The 17,518-nt window shown below is 46.7% G+C and carries 18 protein-coding genes; 6 read left to right on the forward strand and 12 right to left on the reverse strand.

From position 1 onward, the window contains the following. Nucleotides 1-2: 2 nt before the first annotated feature. The 3 genes from UNH61_RS26910 to UNH61_RS26920 form a co-directional block, all read right to left on the reverse strand. Nucleotides 3-797, reverse strand: a complete 795-nt coding sequence (locus UNH61_RS26910; RefSeq protein ID WP_326995094.1) for an undecaprenyl-diphosphate phosphatase — start codon at nt 795-797, stop codon at nt 3-5. 76 nt (nt 798-873) lie between these two features. Continuing rightward, complete coding sequence (locus tag UNH61_RS26915; protein ID WP_326995095.1) at nt 874-1,170, reverse strand: DUF3098 domain-containing protein; 297 nt, start codon at nt 1,168-1,170, stop codon at nt 874-876. A gap of 41 nt (nt 1,171-1,211) precedes the next feature. Continuing rightward, nucleotides 1,212-2,084, reverse strand: coding sequence for a permease-like cell division protein FtsX (locus UNH61_RS26920; RefSeq protein WP_326995096.1), 873 nt, complete (start codon nt 2,082-2,084; stop codon nt 1,212-1,214). A 260-nt stretch (nt 2,085-2,344) separates the two neighbouring features. Between UNH61_RS26920 and leuS the strand changes: the two genes are divergently transcribed. After that, nucleotides 2,345-5,110 (forward strand): leucine--tRNA ligase, encoded by a 2,766-nt coding sequence (gene leuS, locus UNH61_RS26925; protein ID WP_326995097.1) that lies wholly within the window; start codon nt 2,345-2,347, stop codon nt 5,108-5,110. A 61-nt stretch (nt 5,111-5,171) separates the two neighbouring features. Here leuS and UNH61_RS26930 read toward each other — a convergent pair whose 3' ends face one another. The 3 genes from UNH61_RS26930 to UNH61_RS26940 are packed head-to-tail and all read right to left on the reverse strand — an operon-like array spanning nt 5,172 to nt 7,592. Further along, nucleotides 5,172-5,435 carry a hypothetical protein gene (locus UNH61_RS26930; protein WP_326995098.1) on the reverse strand — a complete coding sequence of 88 codons (264 nt, stop codon included), beginning with the start codon at nt 5,433-5,435 and terminating at the stop codon, nt 5,172-5,174. After that, nucleotides 5,432-6,841, reverse strand: coding sequence for a radical SAM protein (locus tag UNH61_RS26935; RefSeq protein ID WP_326995099.1), 1,410 nt, complete (start codon nt 6,839-6,841; stop codon nt 5,432-5,434). Before UNH61_RS26935 ends, UNH61_RS26930 begins: the two co-directional genes overlap by 4 nt. Continuing rightward, nucleotides 6,834-7,592: a prolipoprotein diacylglyceryl transferase family protein gene (locus UNH61_RS26940; RefSeq protein WP_326995100.1), complete on the reverse strand. Its 759-nt coding sequence runs from the start codon at nt 7,590-7,592 to the stop codon at nt 6,834-6,836. The genes UNH61_RS26935 and UNH61_RS26940 overlap by 8 nt, the downstream gene beginning before the upstream one ends. Nucleotides 7,593-7,658: 66 nt before the next feature. On the opposite strand from UNH61_RS26940, the gene UNH61_RS26945 reads away from it, so the two are divergent. Then, entirely contained in the window at nt 7,659-8,345 is a 687-nt protein-coding gene (locus UNH61_RS26945) for a peptidoglycan DD-metalloendopeptidase family protein (RefSeq protein WP_326995101.1), read from the forward strand. A 106-nt stretch (nt 8,346-8,451) separates the two neighbouring features. Then, nucleotides 8,452-9,306: an endonuclease/exonuclease/phosphatase family protein gene (locus tag UNH61_RS26950; RefSeq protein WP_326995102.1), complete on the forward strand. Its 855-nt coding sequence runs from the start codon at nt 8,452-8,454 to the stop codon at nt 9,304-9,306. A 78-nt stretch (nt 9,307-9,384) separates the two neighbouring features. On the opposite strand, the gene UNH61_RS26955 is transcribed toward UNH61_RS26950, so the two are convergent. Further along, on the reverse strand, nt 9,385-10,146 hold the full coding sequence (locus tag UNH61_RS26955) for a hypothetical protein (protein ID WP_326995103.1): 762 nt from the start codon (nt 10,144-10,146) through the stop codon (nt 9,385-9,387). A gap of 139 nt (nt 10,147-10,285) precedes the next feature. Next, nucleotides 10,286-11,680 (reverse strand): M28 family peptidase, encoded by a 1,395-nt coding sequence (locus tag UNH61_RS26960; RefSeq protein ID WP_326995104.1) that lies wholly within the window; start codon nt 11,678-11,680, stop codon nt 10,286-10,288. A 272-nt stretch (nt 11,681-11,952) separates the two neighbouring features. Between UNH61_RS26960 and ruvB the strand changes: the two genes are divergently transcribed. Continuing rightward, a complete protein-coding gene (ruvB, locus tag UNH61_RS26965; RefSeq protein WP_326995105.1) occupies nt 11,953-12,981 on the forward strand; it encodes a Holliday junction branch migration DNA helicase RuvB in 1,029 nt (342 codons plus the stop codon). Between the two features lie 39 nt (nt 12,982-13,020). Here the strand turns inward: ruvB and UNH61_RS26970 are convergent, their stop codons facing one another. From UNH61_RS26970 to UNH61_RS26980, 3 genes are all read right to left on the reverse strand, one after another. Continuing rightward, nucleotides 13,021-13,725, reverse strand: a complete 705-nt coding sequence (locus UNH61_RS26970; protein WP_326995106.1) for a response regulator transcription factor — start codon at nt 13,723-13,725, stop codon at nt 13,021-13,023. A gap of 112 nt (nt 13,726-13,837) precedes the next feature. Then, the gene (locus tag UNH61_RS26975) at nt 13,838-14,629 is read right to left on the reverse strand and encodes a DUF3108 domain-containing protein (RefSeq protein WP_326995107.1); all 792 of its coding nucleotides are present in this window, start codon (nt 14,627-14,629) and stop codon (nt 13,838-13,840) included. 9 nt (nt 14,630-14,638) lie between these two features. After that, nucleotides 14,639-15,505 (reverse strand): lysylphosphatidylglycerol synthase domain-containing protein, encoded by an 867-nt coding sequence (locus UNH61_RS26980; protein WP_326995108.1) that lies wholly within the window; start codon nt 15,503-15,505, stop codon nt 14,639-14,641. 154 nt (nt 15,506-15,659) lie between these two features. On the opposite strand from UNH61_RS26980, the gene ruvC reads away from it, so the two are divergent. Further along, entirely contained in the window at nt 15,660-16,220 is a 561-nt protein-coding gene (gene ruvC / locus UNH61_RS26985) for a crossover junction endodeoxyribonuclease RuvC (protein WP_326995109.1), read from the forward strand. Nucleotides 16,221-16,407: 187 nt separating this feature from the next. Continuing rightward, complete coding sequence (locus UNH61_RS26990; protein WP_326995110.1) at nt 16,408-17,103, forward strand: response regulator transcription factor; 696 nt, start codon at nt 16,408-16,410, stop codon at nt 17,101-17,103. Between the two features lie 6 nt (nt 17,104-17,109). Here the strand turns inward: UNH61_RS26990 and UNH61_RS26995 are convergent, their stop codons facing one another. Beyond that, nucleotides 17,110-17,499 (reverse strand): HIT family protein, encoded by a 390-nt coding sequence (locus UNH61_RS26995; RefSeq protein ID WP_326995111.1) that lies wholly within the window; start codon nt 17,497-17,499, stop codon nt 17,110-17,112. Nucleotides 17,500-17,518: the final 19 nt, after the last annotated feature.

Here is a 17,518-nt window from a genome sequence, read left to right on the forward strand (position 1 = left end):
AACTACAGTTCGTATCCCATCAAAATAGCAGCTATTATCGCCAGGCCCACTACGATACGATAGTAGCCCCACATTTTAAAGCCGTACTTTTTAACAGCGCCGATAAAGAATTTGATAGCGCCCAGGGCAACGATAAATGCGATAATATTGCCTACCAGCAAGAGCTTCATATTCTCCGGATGAGCCATCAGCAGTTCTTTCCCTTTCAGCAATTTGTAGCCGGTGGCTGCTGCCATGGTAGGTACTGCCAGGAAGAAGGAGAATTCAGCAGCTACACTGCGCGACAGTTTTTGCTGCATACCACCGATAATGGAGGCCGCGCTGCGGCTGGTACCTGGTATCAGCGCCAGGCACTGGTAGAAGCCAATGCGCAGGGCGGTGAAAAGGTTTATCTTTTCTTCTGTTTCTATAGTAGGGTTCTGGAACCATTTATCTACGAAAAGCAGGATGATCCCACCCAGGAACAAGGTTATTCCTACCGTGAGAGGGCTCTCCAGCAAAGCGTCGATCTTCTTGCTGAACAGGAATCCGAGGATCAGGGCCGGCACTACGGCTACGGCCAGCTTCAGGTAAAAGTTAAACCGGTTCTTATCAAACACCAGGAATTTTCTCCAGTAAAAAACCACCACGGCCAGGATGGCTCCCAGCTGTATCACAACTTCAAACAACTTGGTAAATTCATCTTTGCTGATGCCCAGCAATGCGCTTACAATAATCATATGCCCGGTGGAGGAAATGGGTAGAAATTCCGTTAATCCTTCCACAATGGCTATGATGATAGCCTGAAAAACGTTCATTGAATTAAATATGGTTAAAAGTGATAAAAAAAGCGATGAGGTTTCATCGCTACGGGAATATCTTTATTCACACAAATTAAGCGTTCGTTTTAGGACGGCGCATGATGGCATATACTTCCACCAGTAAGCCGGCTACTATCACAATCGGCGCCAGGGTGATTCTGCGGAAACTATATACCTGGTCGGGGCTGAAGGTATTGGGATCAGAAGAATCGCCACCCATCATCAGGAAGAAACCCAGTATAATTACCACAATACCAGCCAGCATAAATTTATAATTCTCTTTGGGAAAAATAGATCCGGTGGTGGCTGCAGTTTTATCTGCAACAGGTACCTCTTTAGTTGTAGCAGGGTTTGTGCTTGTTTTAGCCATAGTTGTTTGGTATTATAAATGTCTTCAGTGAACAGTTAAAATTAATAAAGATCGTCCAGTTTCAGGCGCAGGTATTTCATCACAGAACGATGGGTACTTACCAGCGAAATACAAATGCCGATCAGGATCATTCCTGCAAAAAGGAGCACTATCATCAGATTGTCGCGCAAACCAGCCAGTTCCGGCAATACCTTATCGGCAAATGACATGATACCTACCAATCCGGCTATGGCAATAGCCGCACTGATAGCGCCATTGACAATACTGCGGAGATCAAACGGCTTGGCAATGAACCAGCGCGTAGCACCTACCATCTGCATAGTTTTGATCAGGAACCGGTTGCTGAACATCGCCAGACGGATCGTGTTATCTATCAGGAATATTACCACCAGACACAACAAACCGCTGATCAGCAGGATTACCAGGCCGATTTTATTGACATTCTCATTTAGTTTACTCACCAGCATACGCTGATAGGAGATTTCCCTCACAATGCTTTGCTGGGAAAGGTTATTTTCAATGACTTTCAGGCTATCGCTGTTCACATAACCGGCATTCGCCTTTATGTTGATACTGCTGTATAAAGGATTATACTGCAAAAGGCTGATAAAATCCTCTCCGAAATCCTTTTTGAAACGCTGGGCCGCCATATCCTTCGACACATATTCGATAGACTTTACATATGGCTTGTGGGCAATGGAATCGCGCAGTGCTGTAGCCTGGGCTTCCTTCACATTATCCCTCAGGATCACCTGTACTTCTATACTTTCTTTAAAATACACGCTCAGTTTGTTGGCATGTATGACCACCAGCCCCAATGTACCCAGTAAAAACAATACCAGTGCCACTCCTATGATGGAGTACAGGTAGGATGGTTTCGACTTCTTTGCTGATGATTTCCCGGATTGCGCCATTAATCTGCAGTTTATCGGCGAAAATAATAAAAATTAGTAGTTATGTGTTTAATTTTGCCAACCCGGCCGGTTAATGCTCCATATCCGGGCTTTAAAGTGGCAAGATATAGAGATGCCGGGGAATGACATTGGCGTATTAATTAATTTAACATTATTTTGCTGACCAGGCATTATTAAAAATTTTTAATCTATAAATGATAACGCCTTAACAGCCGGTAGTATTGTTACATCCGGCAGATTAAGGTTTACCTGCAACCGATATGGAATACAATTTCAGGGCAATCGAAAAAAAGTGGCAAGAGGAATGGAAGCAATCAAATGCTTACCGGGTGAGTAACGACAGTCCAAAGCCCAAATGTTATGTACTGGACATGTTCCCTTATCCCTCCGGGGCCGGCCTTCACGTAGGGCACCCGCTGGGATATATTGCAACGGATATTTATGCCCGTTACAAAAGGCTGAAAGGCTATAACGTACTGCATACCATGGGCTACGATGCTTTTGGCCTGCCTGCAGAACAATATGCCATGGAAACAGGCCAGCATCCGGCAGTTACCACGGAGCAAAACATCAAAGCTTTCCGGGAACAGCTGGATAACATTGGCTTCTGCTATGATTGGGACCGTCAGGTAACTACCAGCGATCCTTCTTACTATAAATGGACCCAGTGGATATTCCTGCAGATCTTCGAAAGCTGGTACAACCGGATTTCCCAGAAGGCGGAACCTATTGCCAGCCTGGTGGCCATTTTTGAGAAAGAAGGTAACAGCGCACATATCTGCCCCGGCGACAGAACTATACAGTTCTCCTCAGCACAATGGAAAGCCTGCAGCGAAAAAGAGCAGCGCGAAATACTGATGCAGTACCGCCTGGCCTACCTGGCCTATGCAGAAGTGAACTGGTGTGAGGCACTGGGCACCGTACTGGCCAATGATGAAGTAGTGAATGGCGTGAGCGAACGCGGCGGATATCCGGTAGTGAAGAAGAAAATGCGCCAGTGGTTCCTTCGCATCACCGAATATGCCAACCGCCTGCTGGAAGGCCTGGAGAGAGTGGCATTCAGCGATGCGATGAAAGAAATGCAACGCAACTGGATCGGCAGGAGCCAGGGAGCAGAAATCAGATTCTCGCTGAAAAACACTGCTGAAACCATAGAAGTATATACCACCCGGCCCGATACTATTTTCGGCGTTGATTTCATTGTACTGGCACCGGAACACGACCTGGTAGCAGCTATCACTACGCGGGAACAGCAAGCCGACGTGGATAAATACCTGGAATATGTACAAAGTCGCTCGGAACGCGAGCGTATGGCCGACGTAAAACAAATCACCGGTTGCTTCACCGGCGCTTATGCCATCAATCCGTTCGACGGCCGCCAGATACCGGTGTGGATTGCGGAATATGTACTGGCAGGCTACGGCACCGGCGCCATTATGGCCGTGCCCTGCGGCGATCAGCGCGACTATGGCTTTGCCCGGCATTTCAATATCCCGATCACCAACATCATCGGGGATGCGTTTAACGGCGAAGAAGCCAATCCAACCAAGGATGCCAAATTGCAGAACAGCGGTTTCCTGAATGGCATGGACATGAAACCAGCCATGGATGTTGTGATCGACAAACTGGAAGAAATAGGCATCGGCCGCCGGCAAATTAACTACAAAATGCGCGACGCAGGCTTCAGCCGCCAGCGCTACTGGGGCGAGCCATTCCCGATCCTGTTTAAAGACGGTATCCCATATGGAATGGAAGAGAAAGACCTTCCACTTGAGCTGCCGCATGTAGAACATTACAAACCGGGCGCTGAAGGAGAAGGCCCGCTGGCCAATATCACCGACTGGGTAAATATTGCCCCCAATGTGAAAAGAGAAACCAACACCATGCCCGGATACGCCGGCAGCAGCTGGTATTTCCTCCGCTACATGGATCCGCATAATGCACATACTTTCGCCAATCGCAAGGCAACCGATTACTGGAATCAGGTAGATGTGTATGTAGGCGGTACCGAACATGCTGTAGGGCACCTGCTCTATTCCCGCATGTGGACGAAAGTACTGTTCGACCTGGGACATATCGGCTTCGACGAACCTTTCAAATCCCTTATCAACCAGGGTATGATCGGAGGCAGCTCACGACTGGTATATCGCATCCGCGGCACCCATCAGTTTGTATCTCAGGGCCTGAAAGATCAGTACGAAACAGACGAGCTGCATGTGGATGTGAATATTGTCGACGGCGTAGAACTGGATACAGAAGCTTTTAAAAAGTGGAAATCCGACTATGCGGATGCTACTTTCATACTGGAAGACGGCAAATATATCTGCGGCGTGTTACTGGAAAAGATGAGTAAGCGTTTATTCAACACCGTTAACCCGAACGACCTGGTAGATCGCTATGGTGCAGATACATTCCGTATGTACGAAATGTTCCTCGGACCAGTAGAACAGTCGAAGCCCTGGGATACCAAAGGCATTGAGGGGGTACACCGTTTCCTGAAGAAAATGTGGCGGCTCTTTATCGACGAGCATAAAGGCAACCTGGTAAATGACCAGGCACCTACAGCGGATGAACTGAAAGTATTGCATAAAACTATCCAGAAGATAGACCACGATACTAACGGCTTCTCCTATAACACGGCAGTGAGCCAGTTTATGATTTGTGTGAACGAGCTGGCAAGCCTGCGTTGTCACAAACGTGCCATACTGGAGCCTTTGCTGATCCTGTTAACGCCTTATGCGCCGCATTTCAGCGAAGAACTGTGGCAAGGCATTGGCAATAGCGGCAGCATACTGGATGCTTCTTACCCGCTGTTTGAAGAGAAATATACCAGGGAAACAGCGTTCAACTATCCGATCGCTATCAATGGTAAAACCCGTGCAGAGATGGGATTTCCGCTGGACGCTGCCAATACAGACATAGAGAAAGAAGTACTGGCCAGCGATGTGGTACAGAAGTGGCTGGAAGGGAAAGCGCCTAAAAAAGTGATCATCGTTAAAGGCAGAATGATCAATGTAGTAGTCTGATCAACGATACCTGATATTAACCAGGCGGCTGTTGTACGAAACGTATAACAGCCGCTTTTTTTTATAGCCTGAACCCACTCATGATCATTCCGCAGGTCGATAACCCCACCAATAAAACAATGCCCGCAGATAAGAGCATTGCCTTCCCAATACCTGCATGGTCTGTCAATAATAATATAATGCCCACCAGGAAATAAATTCCCACTACCAGCAGCGTCAGTATTCCGGCTATCAGTATCCCACTGTCGCCTGACATACAGAAAAGCAGGAATATTCCCAATGGGATCAGCGTAAAGAGAGCAACATCTCTCATGGTCTTATTCATAGCGCGGTATTTAATTCACGTTCTTGCTGCAATGCTTTCAGATAGGCTTCCTTATCATCCCGGTAAAAGAGGTTCATGGTTTCAAAGGGAATGATACGGCCGTCTTTATGTACTATATGCACACAGGATTTCTTGATAGCACGTACATCGAAATCGTAGGCATCCAGGAAGCGCATGATCACAATGCGAAACAGGTTGGTATAATCCAGCCCGGGCGCCTGTACCTGTGGCAGGCAGCATAACAGCGACTGCATATCATTCACGGCCGCGTCTGTAGAAATTCCTGTGCTGAAGATCTTCAGTACATGCTGATGCAATCTTTCGTCCTGTTCGTATACAATAGTATTCCTGGAATTATTCAGTAATACAGCCGGATCAACATAACGGGTCAGTGGAAATACCTGACCGTCTATTTTCAGCGCATATGCCATGGCCAACGCATCCGGGTTGCACGGCACCGGAATAATATCATTGGCATTCCAGACAGGCGATTGTTGCAGGATACGCTGCCTTACCTCCGTCAGGGTAATGCGGTCTGTTTCAGGATTGAAATCATCTGTACGGCCCGCCACCTGCACCGGCTGAAAGGTAACTCCCCTTACACAACGTTGCTTCAGTGCATAGTCAATGATTGCTCCCATCTCTTCATCATTCACACCCTTCTGCAAAGTCACTACCAGCGTGGTACTGAGGTTTACTTCATTCAGGTTCTCCAGCGCCTGTTGTCTTACATCCGTCAGATCCTTACCCCTCATACGTTCCAGCACGTCCGGTTTAAAGGAATCGAATTGCAGGTACACTTCAAAATCGGGCATATAGGTAGCCAGCCTCGCTGTAAATTCTTTGTCCTTCGCAATCCGTATCCCATTGGTGTTGATCATCAGATGCCGGATGGGCTTACGTTTAGCGATATCCAGTATTTCAAAGAACTGAGGATGGATCGTAGGTTCGCCCCCGCTGAGCTGTACTACATCGGGCTGCCCTTCATTGGCCACGATGATATCCAGCATTTGTTCAATTTCCTCCAGAGTACGATGCCGGCCGTAGTGCGGCGACGACATCGCGTAGCAGGTTGGGCACGTCAGGTTACAGCGGTCAGTTACCTCAATGACGCTTAAACAGGAGTGCTGTTCATGATCCTGGCAAAGGCCGCAGTCGTACGGACAACCATAATGCGTAGCAGTATTGGTTTTAAGCGGCGCTTCAGATGGCTTATTATAATTCCGGGTGTTCTTATAATAATCTATATCGGTTGCAATCAGCACCTTTTCCCGTCCGTGTTGCGGGCAATGCTTTACCATAAACACTTTCCCATCTTCAAATATCACTTTGGCATCTACCCTGCGCAGGCAGGTGCTGCAGATGCTCAGTGTAAAGTCGTAATACGTATAATTTTTCTCAGGCATATTGTTTCCGGATTAGTCGTGATGGAAAAATGATAACAGGCAGATAATAGATCAATCCTGCCAGGCAGGCCAGTTGTATAGATCCCAGACCAAACAGGTAACGGTAGCCTGGCTTGATAAAATCCAGCAGGAAGCGAAACAGCAGATATCCGATCATGAAAAGTTTAAACTTTGCGCCACTCACCAGGGTATAACGATGACTTACATACCGGATGAGTTGCCAGAGTATAACCAGCAATATAATTTCGTAGAGAGATACCGGATGCCGGGGTAAGCCGTCGCCCAGATCCATGCCCCAGGGCAGCGATGTGGGCAGGCCATAGGTTTCTTCATAGATGCCCATGGAGAAACAGCCAAGGCGGCCTATCATCATGGCAAGGATCAGCGGATATACGAACAGGTCGCCGGTAGACTGACGTTCGCCAACCGCTTTCTTGATAAGCTCCACTCCGGCAAGGCCTCCCAGCAATCCTCCCACAATTGTCTTATTCTGATAAATGTAAAACAGTGTATGCTTTGCTTCCAGCAGTCCTGGCGGGTTTTCCAGCGCCCCCAGCAGCCGGCTGCCGAAGAGTGCGCCGAAAATGGCTCCGATAATGGCCCACACCCGGTGGCTACTATCTACCTGATCGCCCTGCTTTTTGCGGAGGAACAGGAAATAGCGGAAGCCAATAAACATACCTAGCGATTCCGTAACGGCGTGCAACGGGAATTGTAAGGAAAACAAATGGATATAAACAGGAAACTGCAATAGACGGCTATTATTTAATACACAAATTAATATTTATATTTAGACGAACATCTTGCATCTCAAAATATGTTACAGGAGGTATTAAAGAAGTATCAATCCACCTTCAAACCGGTTATTCCACTTATGGGGGATCATGAACCATTGCTGGTAATGGATTTTACGGCCAACAATACTACGCTGACCAAAAACATCCTGCAGGATATCACCCGCTTCAGCAGGTACATTGAAACCATACTGCGCCAAAACGGCTGCCGGCTTGGGATTGGCGGGTATGCAGAGCATCGGACCATTTATTCGGTAAGCCCGCATTTTGATGCAGGAGAAGAACCCAGGCGGCTGCACCTGGGGATGGATATCTGGGGAGAGACAGGCACGCAGTTGTTTGCTCCAATGAATGCGCATATACACAGTTTCCGCTTCAATGACCATTTCGGCGATTACGGCGCCACTATTATCCTGCAACATCAGCTCGACGGCTATCAGTTCCATACCCTGTACGGACACCTGAGCATCTCTAACTTGCAGGGCCTATACGAAAATATGCCGATCATGGCAGGGCAGCCGCTCGGGCACTTTGGCACTCCTTCGGAAAACGGCGGCTGGCCGCCACACCTGCACTTCCAGGTGATCGAAGATATGCAGGGCTTCCGTGGCGATTATCCCGGAGTTTGCCGCTACAGCGAAAAAGAAAAGTTCCTGCAGAACTGCCCTGATCCGGATATCATTCTGCAACTGAATAAATTCACGCACTGAGGATAATTATTCCTGTTCTGCTTTACTTCTCTCCGGATGATGAAATAGTTAATAGCTGGGATTTACCAATACAGATACTATTTTTACGCCCTAAAAGAACAAGGATATGAAAAAACTATTGCTGGCCGGCATCTCCTGCATCTTTGCCGGTTTTGCCGCCGCACAGGTGCCGCTGAAGGTAATGACCTTCAACATACGTTATAACAATCCGGAAGATAGTTTAAATGCCTGGCCACTTCGTAAAGATAAAGCCGCATCAGAGGTACTTTTCCTGGAAGCCAATCTCCTCGGCGTACAGGAAGCACTGCACGATCAGATGGAAGACCTGCAGCAACGCCTGCCGCAATATAAAAGCATCGGTGTAGGAAGAGATGATGGGAAAACCAAAGGAGAATATTCTGCCATATTCTACGATACCACCCGGTTACAATTATTGAAAAGTGAAACATTCTGGCTTTCGGAAACGCCCACCGTTGCAGGCCATATCGGCTGGGACGGGGCATGCACCCGAATTGTTACATGGGGCAAATTCAGGGACAAAAAAACAAACAAACTTTTCTTCCATTTCAATACACACTTCGATCACAGAGGAAAAGTAGCCCGCAGGGAAAGCGCGAAATTCCTGCTGCAACAGGTGCATAACATCGCCGGCAACAATCCGGCTATCATCACCGGCGATTTCAACGCCGTACCCTCCGACGAACCTATTCAGATCATCGTCGACGCCAACAATCCCCTTCATCTGACCGATAGTAAATCTATCAGTAAAATTCCGCACTTCGGTCCGGTTGGTACATTCAACGGCTGGCATAGCGGAGAAATGGAAGATCAGCCGATCGACTACATCTTCCTGAAAGGTAAATTCAACGTGAAGAAACACGCCACTATTTCAGAAAGCTGGGAAGGAAGATATGCATCAGATCACTTCGCTGTTTACTCAGAAATAGAGATAAATAATTAAGTATTAAAAACGAAAGCGGAGATAGTATTCGCTACTATCTCCGCTTTCATTTTTAATGTCTGATTACTGATTCTTAACTCAGTCGTGCGTGTGTTCAACAGACATGCTGTTTTCCAGAGCATCCACCACCTTGTTGTGCAGGTTACCATTGACATCAACACTGATCTGCAGTTTTCCATTGTTGAAGGAACCAGTGAAATCGCCAATCTGGAGTTTAGTAAGGATCAGGTCCATAGAAATTTTGAGTGATCCTTTCCAATCGATTTTGGTGTCAGTTACCACAACATCCTTACCTTTTGCAGCCAGCTCAATTACGCCGGAGAGCAGGATTTCAACAGGGATTTTCTTAGTGTCCCAGGTAATAAAACCTTTCAGTCTTACAGCCGGATCTTTTTTGTCCCCTTCTACCCTTGCAAACACTTTAACCTGTTGGTAAGTGCCTTTCGGGATTTTGATAGCACCCAGGATGGTAGGCACTTTCTTGAGATCGATCTGCCGGTCGGTTGTGAGTTTGAATTCCAATTCATCTTTTCCACGTTTTGCATCAAAACGGATTTCTCTCAGCCGCGCAGTAGCAGTATCCCAGGTGATGTCGAAACCTCCTGAGGCAGCTTTAGCCATAGAAGGATCTCCTGTGATAGCAGACAAACGGCCCGAAGCATCCGGTGTTAATGTTGCAGTGGAATTGATGCCAGAAATTTCATAATTCACGGCAGCAACATCCTTGTCGTTGATAGGTTGTTTGGTATCTGGTCCTGCCATGTCTTTGGTTCCGCAGGAAGATAACAAAATGCTCGCAATGCCCATGGCACTACAGAAATGTAGGATTCCGGTTTTCATATAACGATATGGTTTAATGACTATGAGGAAAAAAACGTGGGGTAAATTTAACAAAGAATTTGGGAAAACAAGCAGATTCCCTGTTAATTAAAAAAGAATGATCCGGCAGAGCTTTTCCTTACCGGATCAATATATGGTGCTATCTGTCTAATGATATCTTGTCAATTCGTGTAGGCGTGTCCGTTCCATTTACTATAGAACCGGCGCTCACTGCTATCGCCCGTATAATTTCCGTGATATTTTTAATATCCAGGGTTTGTAGCTCATCTTTCACTGTATGATAGTACTGGTCTTTGTCGATCTGCGTAGTGGAAATAGTATGCGCAGGTACTCCCTGAGCCGCCAGGGTGGCGTTATCCGAACGGTAAAACAGTTCCTGTTCCGGGTACGGATCGGGATGAAACCGGAAAGCAGATCCTTTCAGATTGCGTTGCAGAATGGGGCCAAAACTGGAGCGTTCAAAACCGGTAATGAATGCGCTGTTCCTGCCAAATTTGGATTCCTTACCGATCATTTCAATATTGAACATCGCTGCTATCTTATCCGGATCCTGGTGGAGGGAGAAATAACGGGAACCATATCCACCTGTTTCTTCGGCTGTAAAGGCTACAAAAATCAATGAACGTCCGGGCTTACTTTTAGCGAAGTAATTCGAGAGCATAATTACAGCCGTAGTACCGGATGCATCATCATCGGCCCCGTTGGCAATGCTGTCGCCGGCTACAGGAGGTAATATACCAAGATGATCATAATGCCCGGAGAATACCACATATTCATCGGGTTTAGCACTGCCTCTGATCATGCCCACCACATTGGCATATTGCTCGCTCACAATATCGCGGCGTACATGTATTTCCCAGGATGCAGTATCCGCCACCGCGTTTTTCTCATAAACGACGATCATGTGTTTTCCTGTATCTGCATCAGGAAGACTGGTTAATTCGTTTTTGTTATCATGTCCCTTTTCAGAATAAGATGCAGTGATATTGCCAAGATACCCCGACATCGGGGCTGCCAGCCACACCAGGGTATTCTTCTGCAGTGGTTGTTTGCTACGCAGCAACTTCTTCAGCGTCCATGGATCTGATACATGTATCTCATCATAGCTGCTGTCTTTTTCCCAATCGAAGCTTCTACAGCTGCCAATAGGGATCACCTGCCAGCTCTGAGGCTCACCACTAACGGTGAGGGATACACTAACATTCCGGAGTTTGTACATCGTAAACTGCTGGAGAAAATTTTCCTGTCCGGGTAAAGGCTGTAAACCTGCCTTGCTGAATTCATGGCTGATAAACTGTGCAGCCTTGTCAATGCCCGGAGTACCGGGCAGCCGGCCTCCCATATCATCTGCCGCCAAAGTACTTATAATACGGGTTACTTCTTTTTCTTTAATAACCTGTGCCGATGTTGCTATTGTGAAGCCAATCGCTGCACAGCATAATAACAAGGATTTCTTCATACGGGTTTTTAATCTCTTTTTGTTGTTGACGTTGGTTGCCGGCCGCTCCTCCGGTGGGTCTGTACCAGCTTTCATTACAGCGGCGTAACCGGTACCGGGTTACAGGTCCGTCATTCCGCTATTCAGCGAAACTAACACTTTACCCCGATAACCATACAACGGACAGCATTCACCGGCATAAAAGCCATCTCCCATTGCAAAAGGCCCGTTTCTTTGGCAGGAAATAGTCTGTACCGCTTATCCGGAACAATGCCGGCCGGCGGGGGCGGTTTGCCAGGCATTTTCGAAATCCGGCAACAGCTGTCGGCGCCCTTTGAATATTTACGTATTTTTGGGCATATACTATTATGTCCAATCAGCATTTAAGACCAGACGAACAGCGACTCAGCGCTGCTGACAAAGAGTTTGAGAATAGCATACGCCCCCGGGAAATCCTTGATTTTTCCGGGCAGGATCAAATTATCGAGAACCTGAAAATATTCATCAAGGCGGCCAAAATGCGTGGGGAAGCACTGGATCATGTGTTGTTCCATGGCCCTCCCGGATTGGGGAAAACTACCCTGTCGCGCATTGTGGCGAATGAACTGGGGGTGAACATCCGGGAAACTTCGGGGCCGGTTATAGAAAAGCCGAGCGACCTGGCGGGCCTGTTGACCAATCTGGAAGACAAAGACGTGCTGTTCATTGATGAAATTCACCGGTTAAGCACTGTGGTGGAGGAATACCTGTATTCTGCCATGGAAGATTACCGTATTGATATCATGATCGATACCGGCCCCAGTGCGCGGGCGATACAGATCAACCTGCTCCCTTTCACATTGATTGGCGCTACCACACGGTCTGGTTTGCTGACGGCACCGCTGTTATCCCGTTTCGGTATTAAATCGAGACTGGAGTACTACTCTGCTGAAACACTGCAGCAGATCATCTGGCGGGCAGCAGGCTTGTTGAATACAAAGATTACCTCAGATGCGGCGGGGGAAATAGCCAGGCGTTCGCGGGGCACCCCACGTATTGCCAACGGATTGCTCCGCAGGGTGCGCGACTTTGCACAGGTAATTGGCAATGGCGTGATCGATGTGGGAATAGCCCAACACAGCCTCAGAGCGCTGAATGTGGACGAATACGGGCTCGATGAAATGGATAACCGTATTCTCAATGTAATTATAGAAAATTTCAAGGGCGGCCCTGTGGGTATCACTACCATCGCCACTGCTGTGGGGGAAGAAGCAGGTACGCTGGAAGAGGTTTATGAGCCATTTTTGATTCAGGAGGGATTTATAAAACGTACTCCCAGAGGCAGGGAAGTAACGGAGAAAGCATATACGCACCTGGGGAAAACACCATTCCGGGGTGGCAGTAATCTGCTTTTCTAGCAGCCAACCACTAATAGCTGGCTGCCAGTCAGCTGCCAGCTATGCTTCCTTTACCACGAGGCGGAAGCCGTTGCCGTGAATATTCACAATCTCAATATTTTCATCCTCTTTCAGGTATTTGCGCAGTTTCGCAATATATACATCCATACTGCGACCGTTGAAATAGGTATCGCTGCCCCATATCTTCTTGAGCGCCAGTTCCCTTGGAAGCAGGTCGTTCTTATGCTCGCACAACATGTGCAGGAGTTCATTCTCTTTAGGTGACAACGTATGTGTTTCACCGTTGTGAGCCAGGGTCCGGAGTCTTGAGTTAAAGCTATAGGAACCGATCACAAATTCATGTACTTCCTCCTCTTTACTGTTCAGCTCCTGGTTGCGTTTCAGGATAGCCTTGATTTTCAACAGCAGCAGTTCACTGTCGAACGGCTTGGAAATATAATCATCAGCGCCGAGCTTATAGCCCTGAATAATATCTTCCTTCATGGTTTTGGCAGAAAGGAAGAAGAGCGGAATATCCGGATCAACATCTCTGATTTCCTCTGCCAGTTTAAACCCGTCCATATTGGGCATCATAATATCCAGCAGGCAGATGTCGAATTTCTCGCGGCGAAAGGCGGCCAGGGCCAGAATACCATCGCGGCATAATTCTACATCATAATCATTCAGTTCCAGATAGTTCTTCAGCACCATACCCAGGTTGGTATCATCTTCCGCCAGTAATATTTTCGGTTTACGTTCTTCCATAATCATAAAGGGTTGATTATAACAAATATAAGTTTTTCTGCGGGACGGAAGGTCGGTAAAATTTGGGCTGGAGGCGACAAATGAATTGTTAAATCTGGCCGGCCGGGGCGTTTTATTTCCTGCTTAGCAGCGAACTGAAAGGATAGCGCAGGTTTCCATAAGCCACCATATCCACCACAATATTTCCTACGGAAATGGGGCTTTCCACACGCAGTGGCACTTTGTTTTCATCATCACTAACCCATACCGTCATCTTTTCCCCTCCTTCAAAGATAGTACCCTTGATGAGCAGGGGCTTGAATTTGATAGCCCTGAACTTGCCGAATTTGGTATTTACTTCTTCCTTACCCATGTACCTGATATAGATATTATATACCTGGTCATCGAGGAACATGGCAAAAGGAATCTTATCGCCTGTATTATACTTGCTGAAATCTATATTCCTGGCGTAGTAGATGGCGCTGATCACGTCCTGCACACAGGGGGGCACCTGGAATGTACCATTGGTACTGATGGCCTGGTGGGCAGCCTGGTTGAATACCACGTTATTAAATATCTTATACCCGCCTTCGTTCACATTGCGGACAAACTTCAGGGGTTGCATAGTGGCGGTATCGATATAACTTTCATAACGGTCGCGCACCTTGAAGATCCAGTCGTATGCCCTGAAAGTTTTGCCATCTCCCACAACGTGAAAAACTTCGCGGTTGGCAAAATGCTCGAGGCTCGTATTAAACGTAGCTTCTCCGGCGCCCACATACATTTTACCGAGGTTGTAATAAACCTTGAATGTGATGGTTTCACCGGCATTAAAACTGGTATTTCTGATGGAGCAAAAATCGGTTTGTGCTTCAACGGGTTGAATACAGGAAAGCCATAAAATTATGAGTAGCAGATACTTCATTGATCGAAGCTATTTTTCCTTAAAAATTTTTACTCCCAACAACAACACACTTCCCAAAATCGCCGGCAGCACCAGGTTAATCAGCCAGATACCGGCCGTAGCTGCGATAATGGCCATAGTGTTAGAGCTTAGTAATCCAAGAAAAAAGATACTGACTTTTCCTCTTACCCCGAGTTCGGCGATCGCGATGGTAGGAACTCCTGCCATTACCAGGTAGATAATGCTGTTCAACAGAAAGGCCTGCCACCAAAGAAACTCCATACCCAGAGCGTCCAACAAAATCAAATACTGTGCCGAGAAGACTATATACCGGAAGGCCGAAAGCAGCAACAGGTAACGTAATTCACCGGATGAGTATTTCACTATGATCTGAACAAACACCTTCACTTTTCGAAGGAATGGTATCTTTTCAAATACAGTCAGAATAATTTGTAGCCGAAAATATAACAATATCGTCAGGCCACAAATAGCTATCAGTGCTCCTACGACGATTTTCTGCCAGATAGCAGTACTTAACAGCAGGTTGTCCTTTGCAGGCGCGAAGGTATTGATATAGTAAAGTAAACCTGTTAACCCAAAAATAATAGTGACTATCAGCTGGCTGAAACTTCCCACAATGGTAGCAGCAATGGCTTTCAGCTTATTATTCTTCTTCAGGTAAAGTATCCGCCCCCCGTACTCGCCTATACGATTTGGGGTATTGATGGAGAAGGAAACGCCGGATAGGATGGCGCTGAATGCCCTCATAAAACTGATATCTTCCAGGGGTTTAACCAGTTTCTGCCACTTACGGGCTTCCAGCCCCCAATTAAAAATCATCAGTACCAATACCAGGAAGACGCCCACCCAGCCCCTTTCCTGTAATGAAGACATCATATGGTGGGTCGATTCCCGGAGATTCTCGCGATGGGTCAACTGTGAATAAATAGAATACGCTAACCAGCTAAAAAGCCCCGCTCCTATTAAGTAATTGAAAATTATTTTGGTACTTTTGTTCAGATAGTCAAATTTTGGCAAAAATAAACTGTGGTTGGCAAAGAAGTCAAAAATAATTCTCGGTATTGACCCTGGTACGCTTGTAATGGGCTACGGGCTTATACTTATCGAAGGAAAAAAAGCCAGTCTTCTGGAGATGGATGTACTGAAACTGTCGAAATTAAAAGATCACTACGAGCGCCTACAACTGATCCATTCCAGAGTAAAGGAACTGATTCAGGAGCACAGACCTAGCAGTTTTGCTATCGAAGCACCTTTTTTTGGTAAGAATGTTCAAAGTATGCTGAAGCTGGGCCGGGCCCAGGGAGTAGCTATTGCCGCTGCCATGCAAAGTGGACTGGAGGTAACCGAATACTCCCCTAAGAAAGTAAAACAATCCGTTACCGGCAATGGTAACGCAGACAAAGAGCAGGTCTGGCTGATGCTGCAACGTATCCTCAGCATATCAGAACGTCCTGATTACCTTGATGCAACGGATGCTCTTGCAGTAGCAGTTTGTCATTTTTACCAGGAAAGCAACCCCTTGGCAGCAGCTACCCGGAGCAAAGGCTGGGAACAGTTTCTGCAAAAGCACCCGGAACGGATCGCCCGATAGCAAACGGCCTCAAAAGGATATTTCATAAATCCGTAAATTGTAGTTACTTTGGTTTAAATTCAAGAACCCAATAAAAGCTTACGGCCATGTGCCCGGATAACGGCTTAACTATGAAAAATGACCATCATTTGTTACACACGCAACGTTGTATAACAAGCTTTTTTATTTTAATCAGCATCAGGCAGATATGAAAGCAAGAATCCTATTGGTGGAAGATGATCAGAATTTTGGTGCGGTTACAAAAAAACGATTGGAAGACGCTGGCTATGATGTAGTACACAGTGTTGACGGTCAGGCAGCCTGGGAACAGTTCCAGTTACGATCATTCGATATTTGTTTGCTGGATGTAGTAATGCCCAAAAAAGACGGTCTTCAGCTGGCCCAGCAGATCCGTGAAACCAATGATCATATACCTATATTGTTCCTCACTTCCAAGAATGAAAAAGAAGACCGGATAGCAGGGCTTTCGATCGGAGCAGACGATTATATCAGCAAACCTTTCAGTATGCAGGAACTCATCCTGCGGATTGAAGTTTTCCTGAAACGGACCATGAACCGGGAGAAAGATAAATCCAGCCAATATACCATTGGTCAACTTACATTTGATTACGAAGACCTTAGGTTGTATACGCCTAATGGTGATATCTCTATTTCTGTAACCCAAAAGGAAGCGGACCTGTTAAAATATTTCTGCAATAACCCCAATAAAACACTGAAAAGAGAAGATATCCTCTCTAACGTGTGGGGCAAAGACGATTACTTCCTCGGCCGGAGCATGGATGTATTTATCACCAAGCTGAGAAAACATTTTAAATCAGACCCGCAGATTAAACTGGAAACAGTGCATGGCGTTGGCTTCCGCTTCAATATTCCCGGCAAATAAGCCGCCTTATAAGGCAGCTATGATCCTGGCCTGGATCTCCTTAAACTCATCGGCCGACAATTTGAGCTTAGCACGGGAAAAATTCATATCATCCACTGAATTAATAGGAATCAGATGCATGTGCGCATGAGGTACTTCCAGACCTACCACACTAACGCCTATACGATTACAGGGAACCACTTTTTCGATAGCCCGGGCTATAGGCTTGGCAAACACTAACCACTCCCTCATCAGATCATCAGACACGTCGAAGAATTTATCTGTTTCCACTTTGGGAATCACCAGGGTATGGCCGGCCATTAACGGGAAAATATCCAGGAAAGCATAGAAGTTTTCATTCTCTGCTATCTTATAGCTGGGGATCTCACCTTTGATAATTTTAGAGAAGATGGTCATGGTACGCAGTTCTTAGTGG

This window comes from Chitinophaga sp. 180180018-3, from assembly GCF_037893185.1.
Lineage (GTDB): Bacteria > Bacteroidota > Bacteroidia > Chitinophagales > Chitinophagaceae > Chitinophaga.

Coding starts and splice junctions, on each gene's coding strand:
- ruvB (WP_326995105.1), top strand. CDS start 11,953: ATGTCCAATCAGCATTTAAGACCAGACGAACAGCGACTCAGCGCTGCT.
- leuS (WP_326995097.1), top strand. CDS start 2,345: ATGGAATACAATTTCAGGGCAATCGAAAAAAAGTGGCAAGAGGAATGG.
- UNH61_RS26955 (WP_326995103.1), bottom strand. CDS start 10,146: ATGAAAACCGGAATCCTACATTTCTGTAGTGCCATGGGCATTGCGAGC.
- UNH61_RS26945 (WP_326995101.1), top strand. CDS start 7,659: ATGTTACAGGAGGTATTAAAGAAGTATCAATCCACCTTCAAACCGGTT.
- UNH61_RS26960 (WP_326995104.1), bottom strand. CDS start 11,680: ATGAAAGCTGGTACAGACCCACCGGAGGAGCGGCCGGCAACCAACGTC.
- UNH61_RS26915 (WP_326995095.1), bottom strand. CDS start 1,170: ATGGCTAAAACAAGCACAAACCCTGCTACAACTAAAGAGGTACCTGTT.
- UNH61_RS26930 (WP_326995098.1), bottom strand. CDS start 5,435: ATGAATAAGACCATGAGAGATGTTGCTCTCTTTACGCTGATCCCATTG.
- UNH61_RS26980 (WP_326995108.1), bottom strand. CDS start 15,505: ATGATGTCTTCATTACAGGAAAGGGGCTGGGTGGGCGTCTTCCTGGTA.
- UNH61_RS26920 (WP_326995096.1), bottom strand. CDS start 2,084: ATGGCGCAATCCGGGAAATCATCAGCAAAGAAGTCGAAACCATCCTAC.
- UNH61_RS26995 (WP_326995111.1), bottom strand. CDS start 17,499: ATGACCATCTTCTCTAAAATTATCAAAGGTGAGATCCCCAGCTATAAG.
- UNH61_RS26935 (WP_326995099.1), bottom strand. CDS start 6,841: ATGCCTGAGAAAAATTATACGTATTACGACTTTACACTGAGCATCTGC.
- UNH61_RS26950 (WP_326995102.1), top strand. CDS start 8,452: ATGAAAAAACTATTGCTGGCCGGCATCTCCTGCATCTTTGCCGGTTTT.
- UNH61_RS26990 (WP_326995110.1), top strand. CDS start 16,408: ATGAAAGCAAGAATCCTATTGGTGGAAGATGATCAGAATTTTGGTGCG.
- UNH61_RS26970 (WP_326995106.1), bottom strand. CDS start 13,725: ATGGAAGAACGTAAACCGAAAATATTACTGGCGGAAGATGATACCAAC.
- UNH61_RS26910 (WP_326995094.1), bottom strand. CDS start 797: ATGAACGTTTTTCAGGCTATCATCATAGCCATTGTGGAAGGATTAACG.
- UNH61_RS26975 (WP_326995107.1), bottom strand. CDS start 14,629: ATGAAGTATCTGCTACTCATAATTTTATGGCTTTCCTGTATTCAACCC.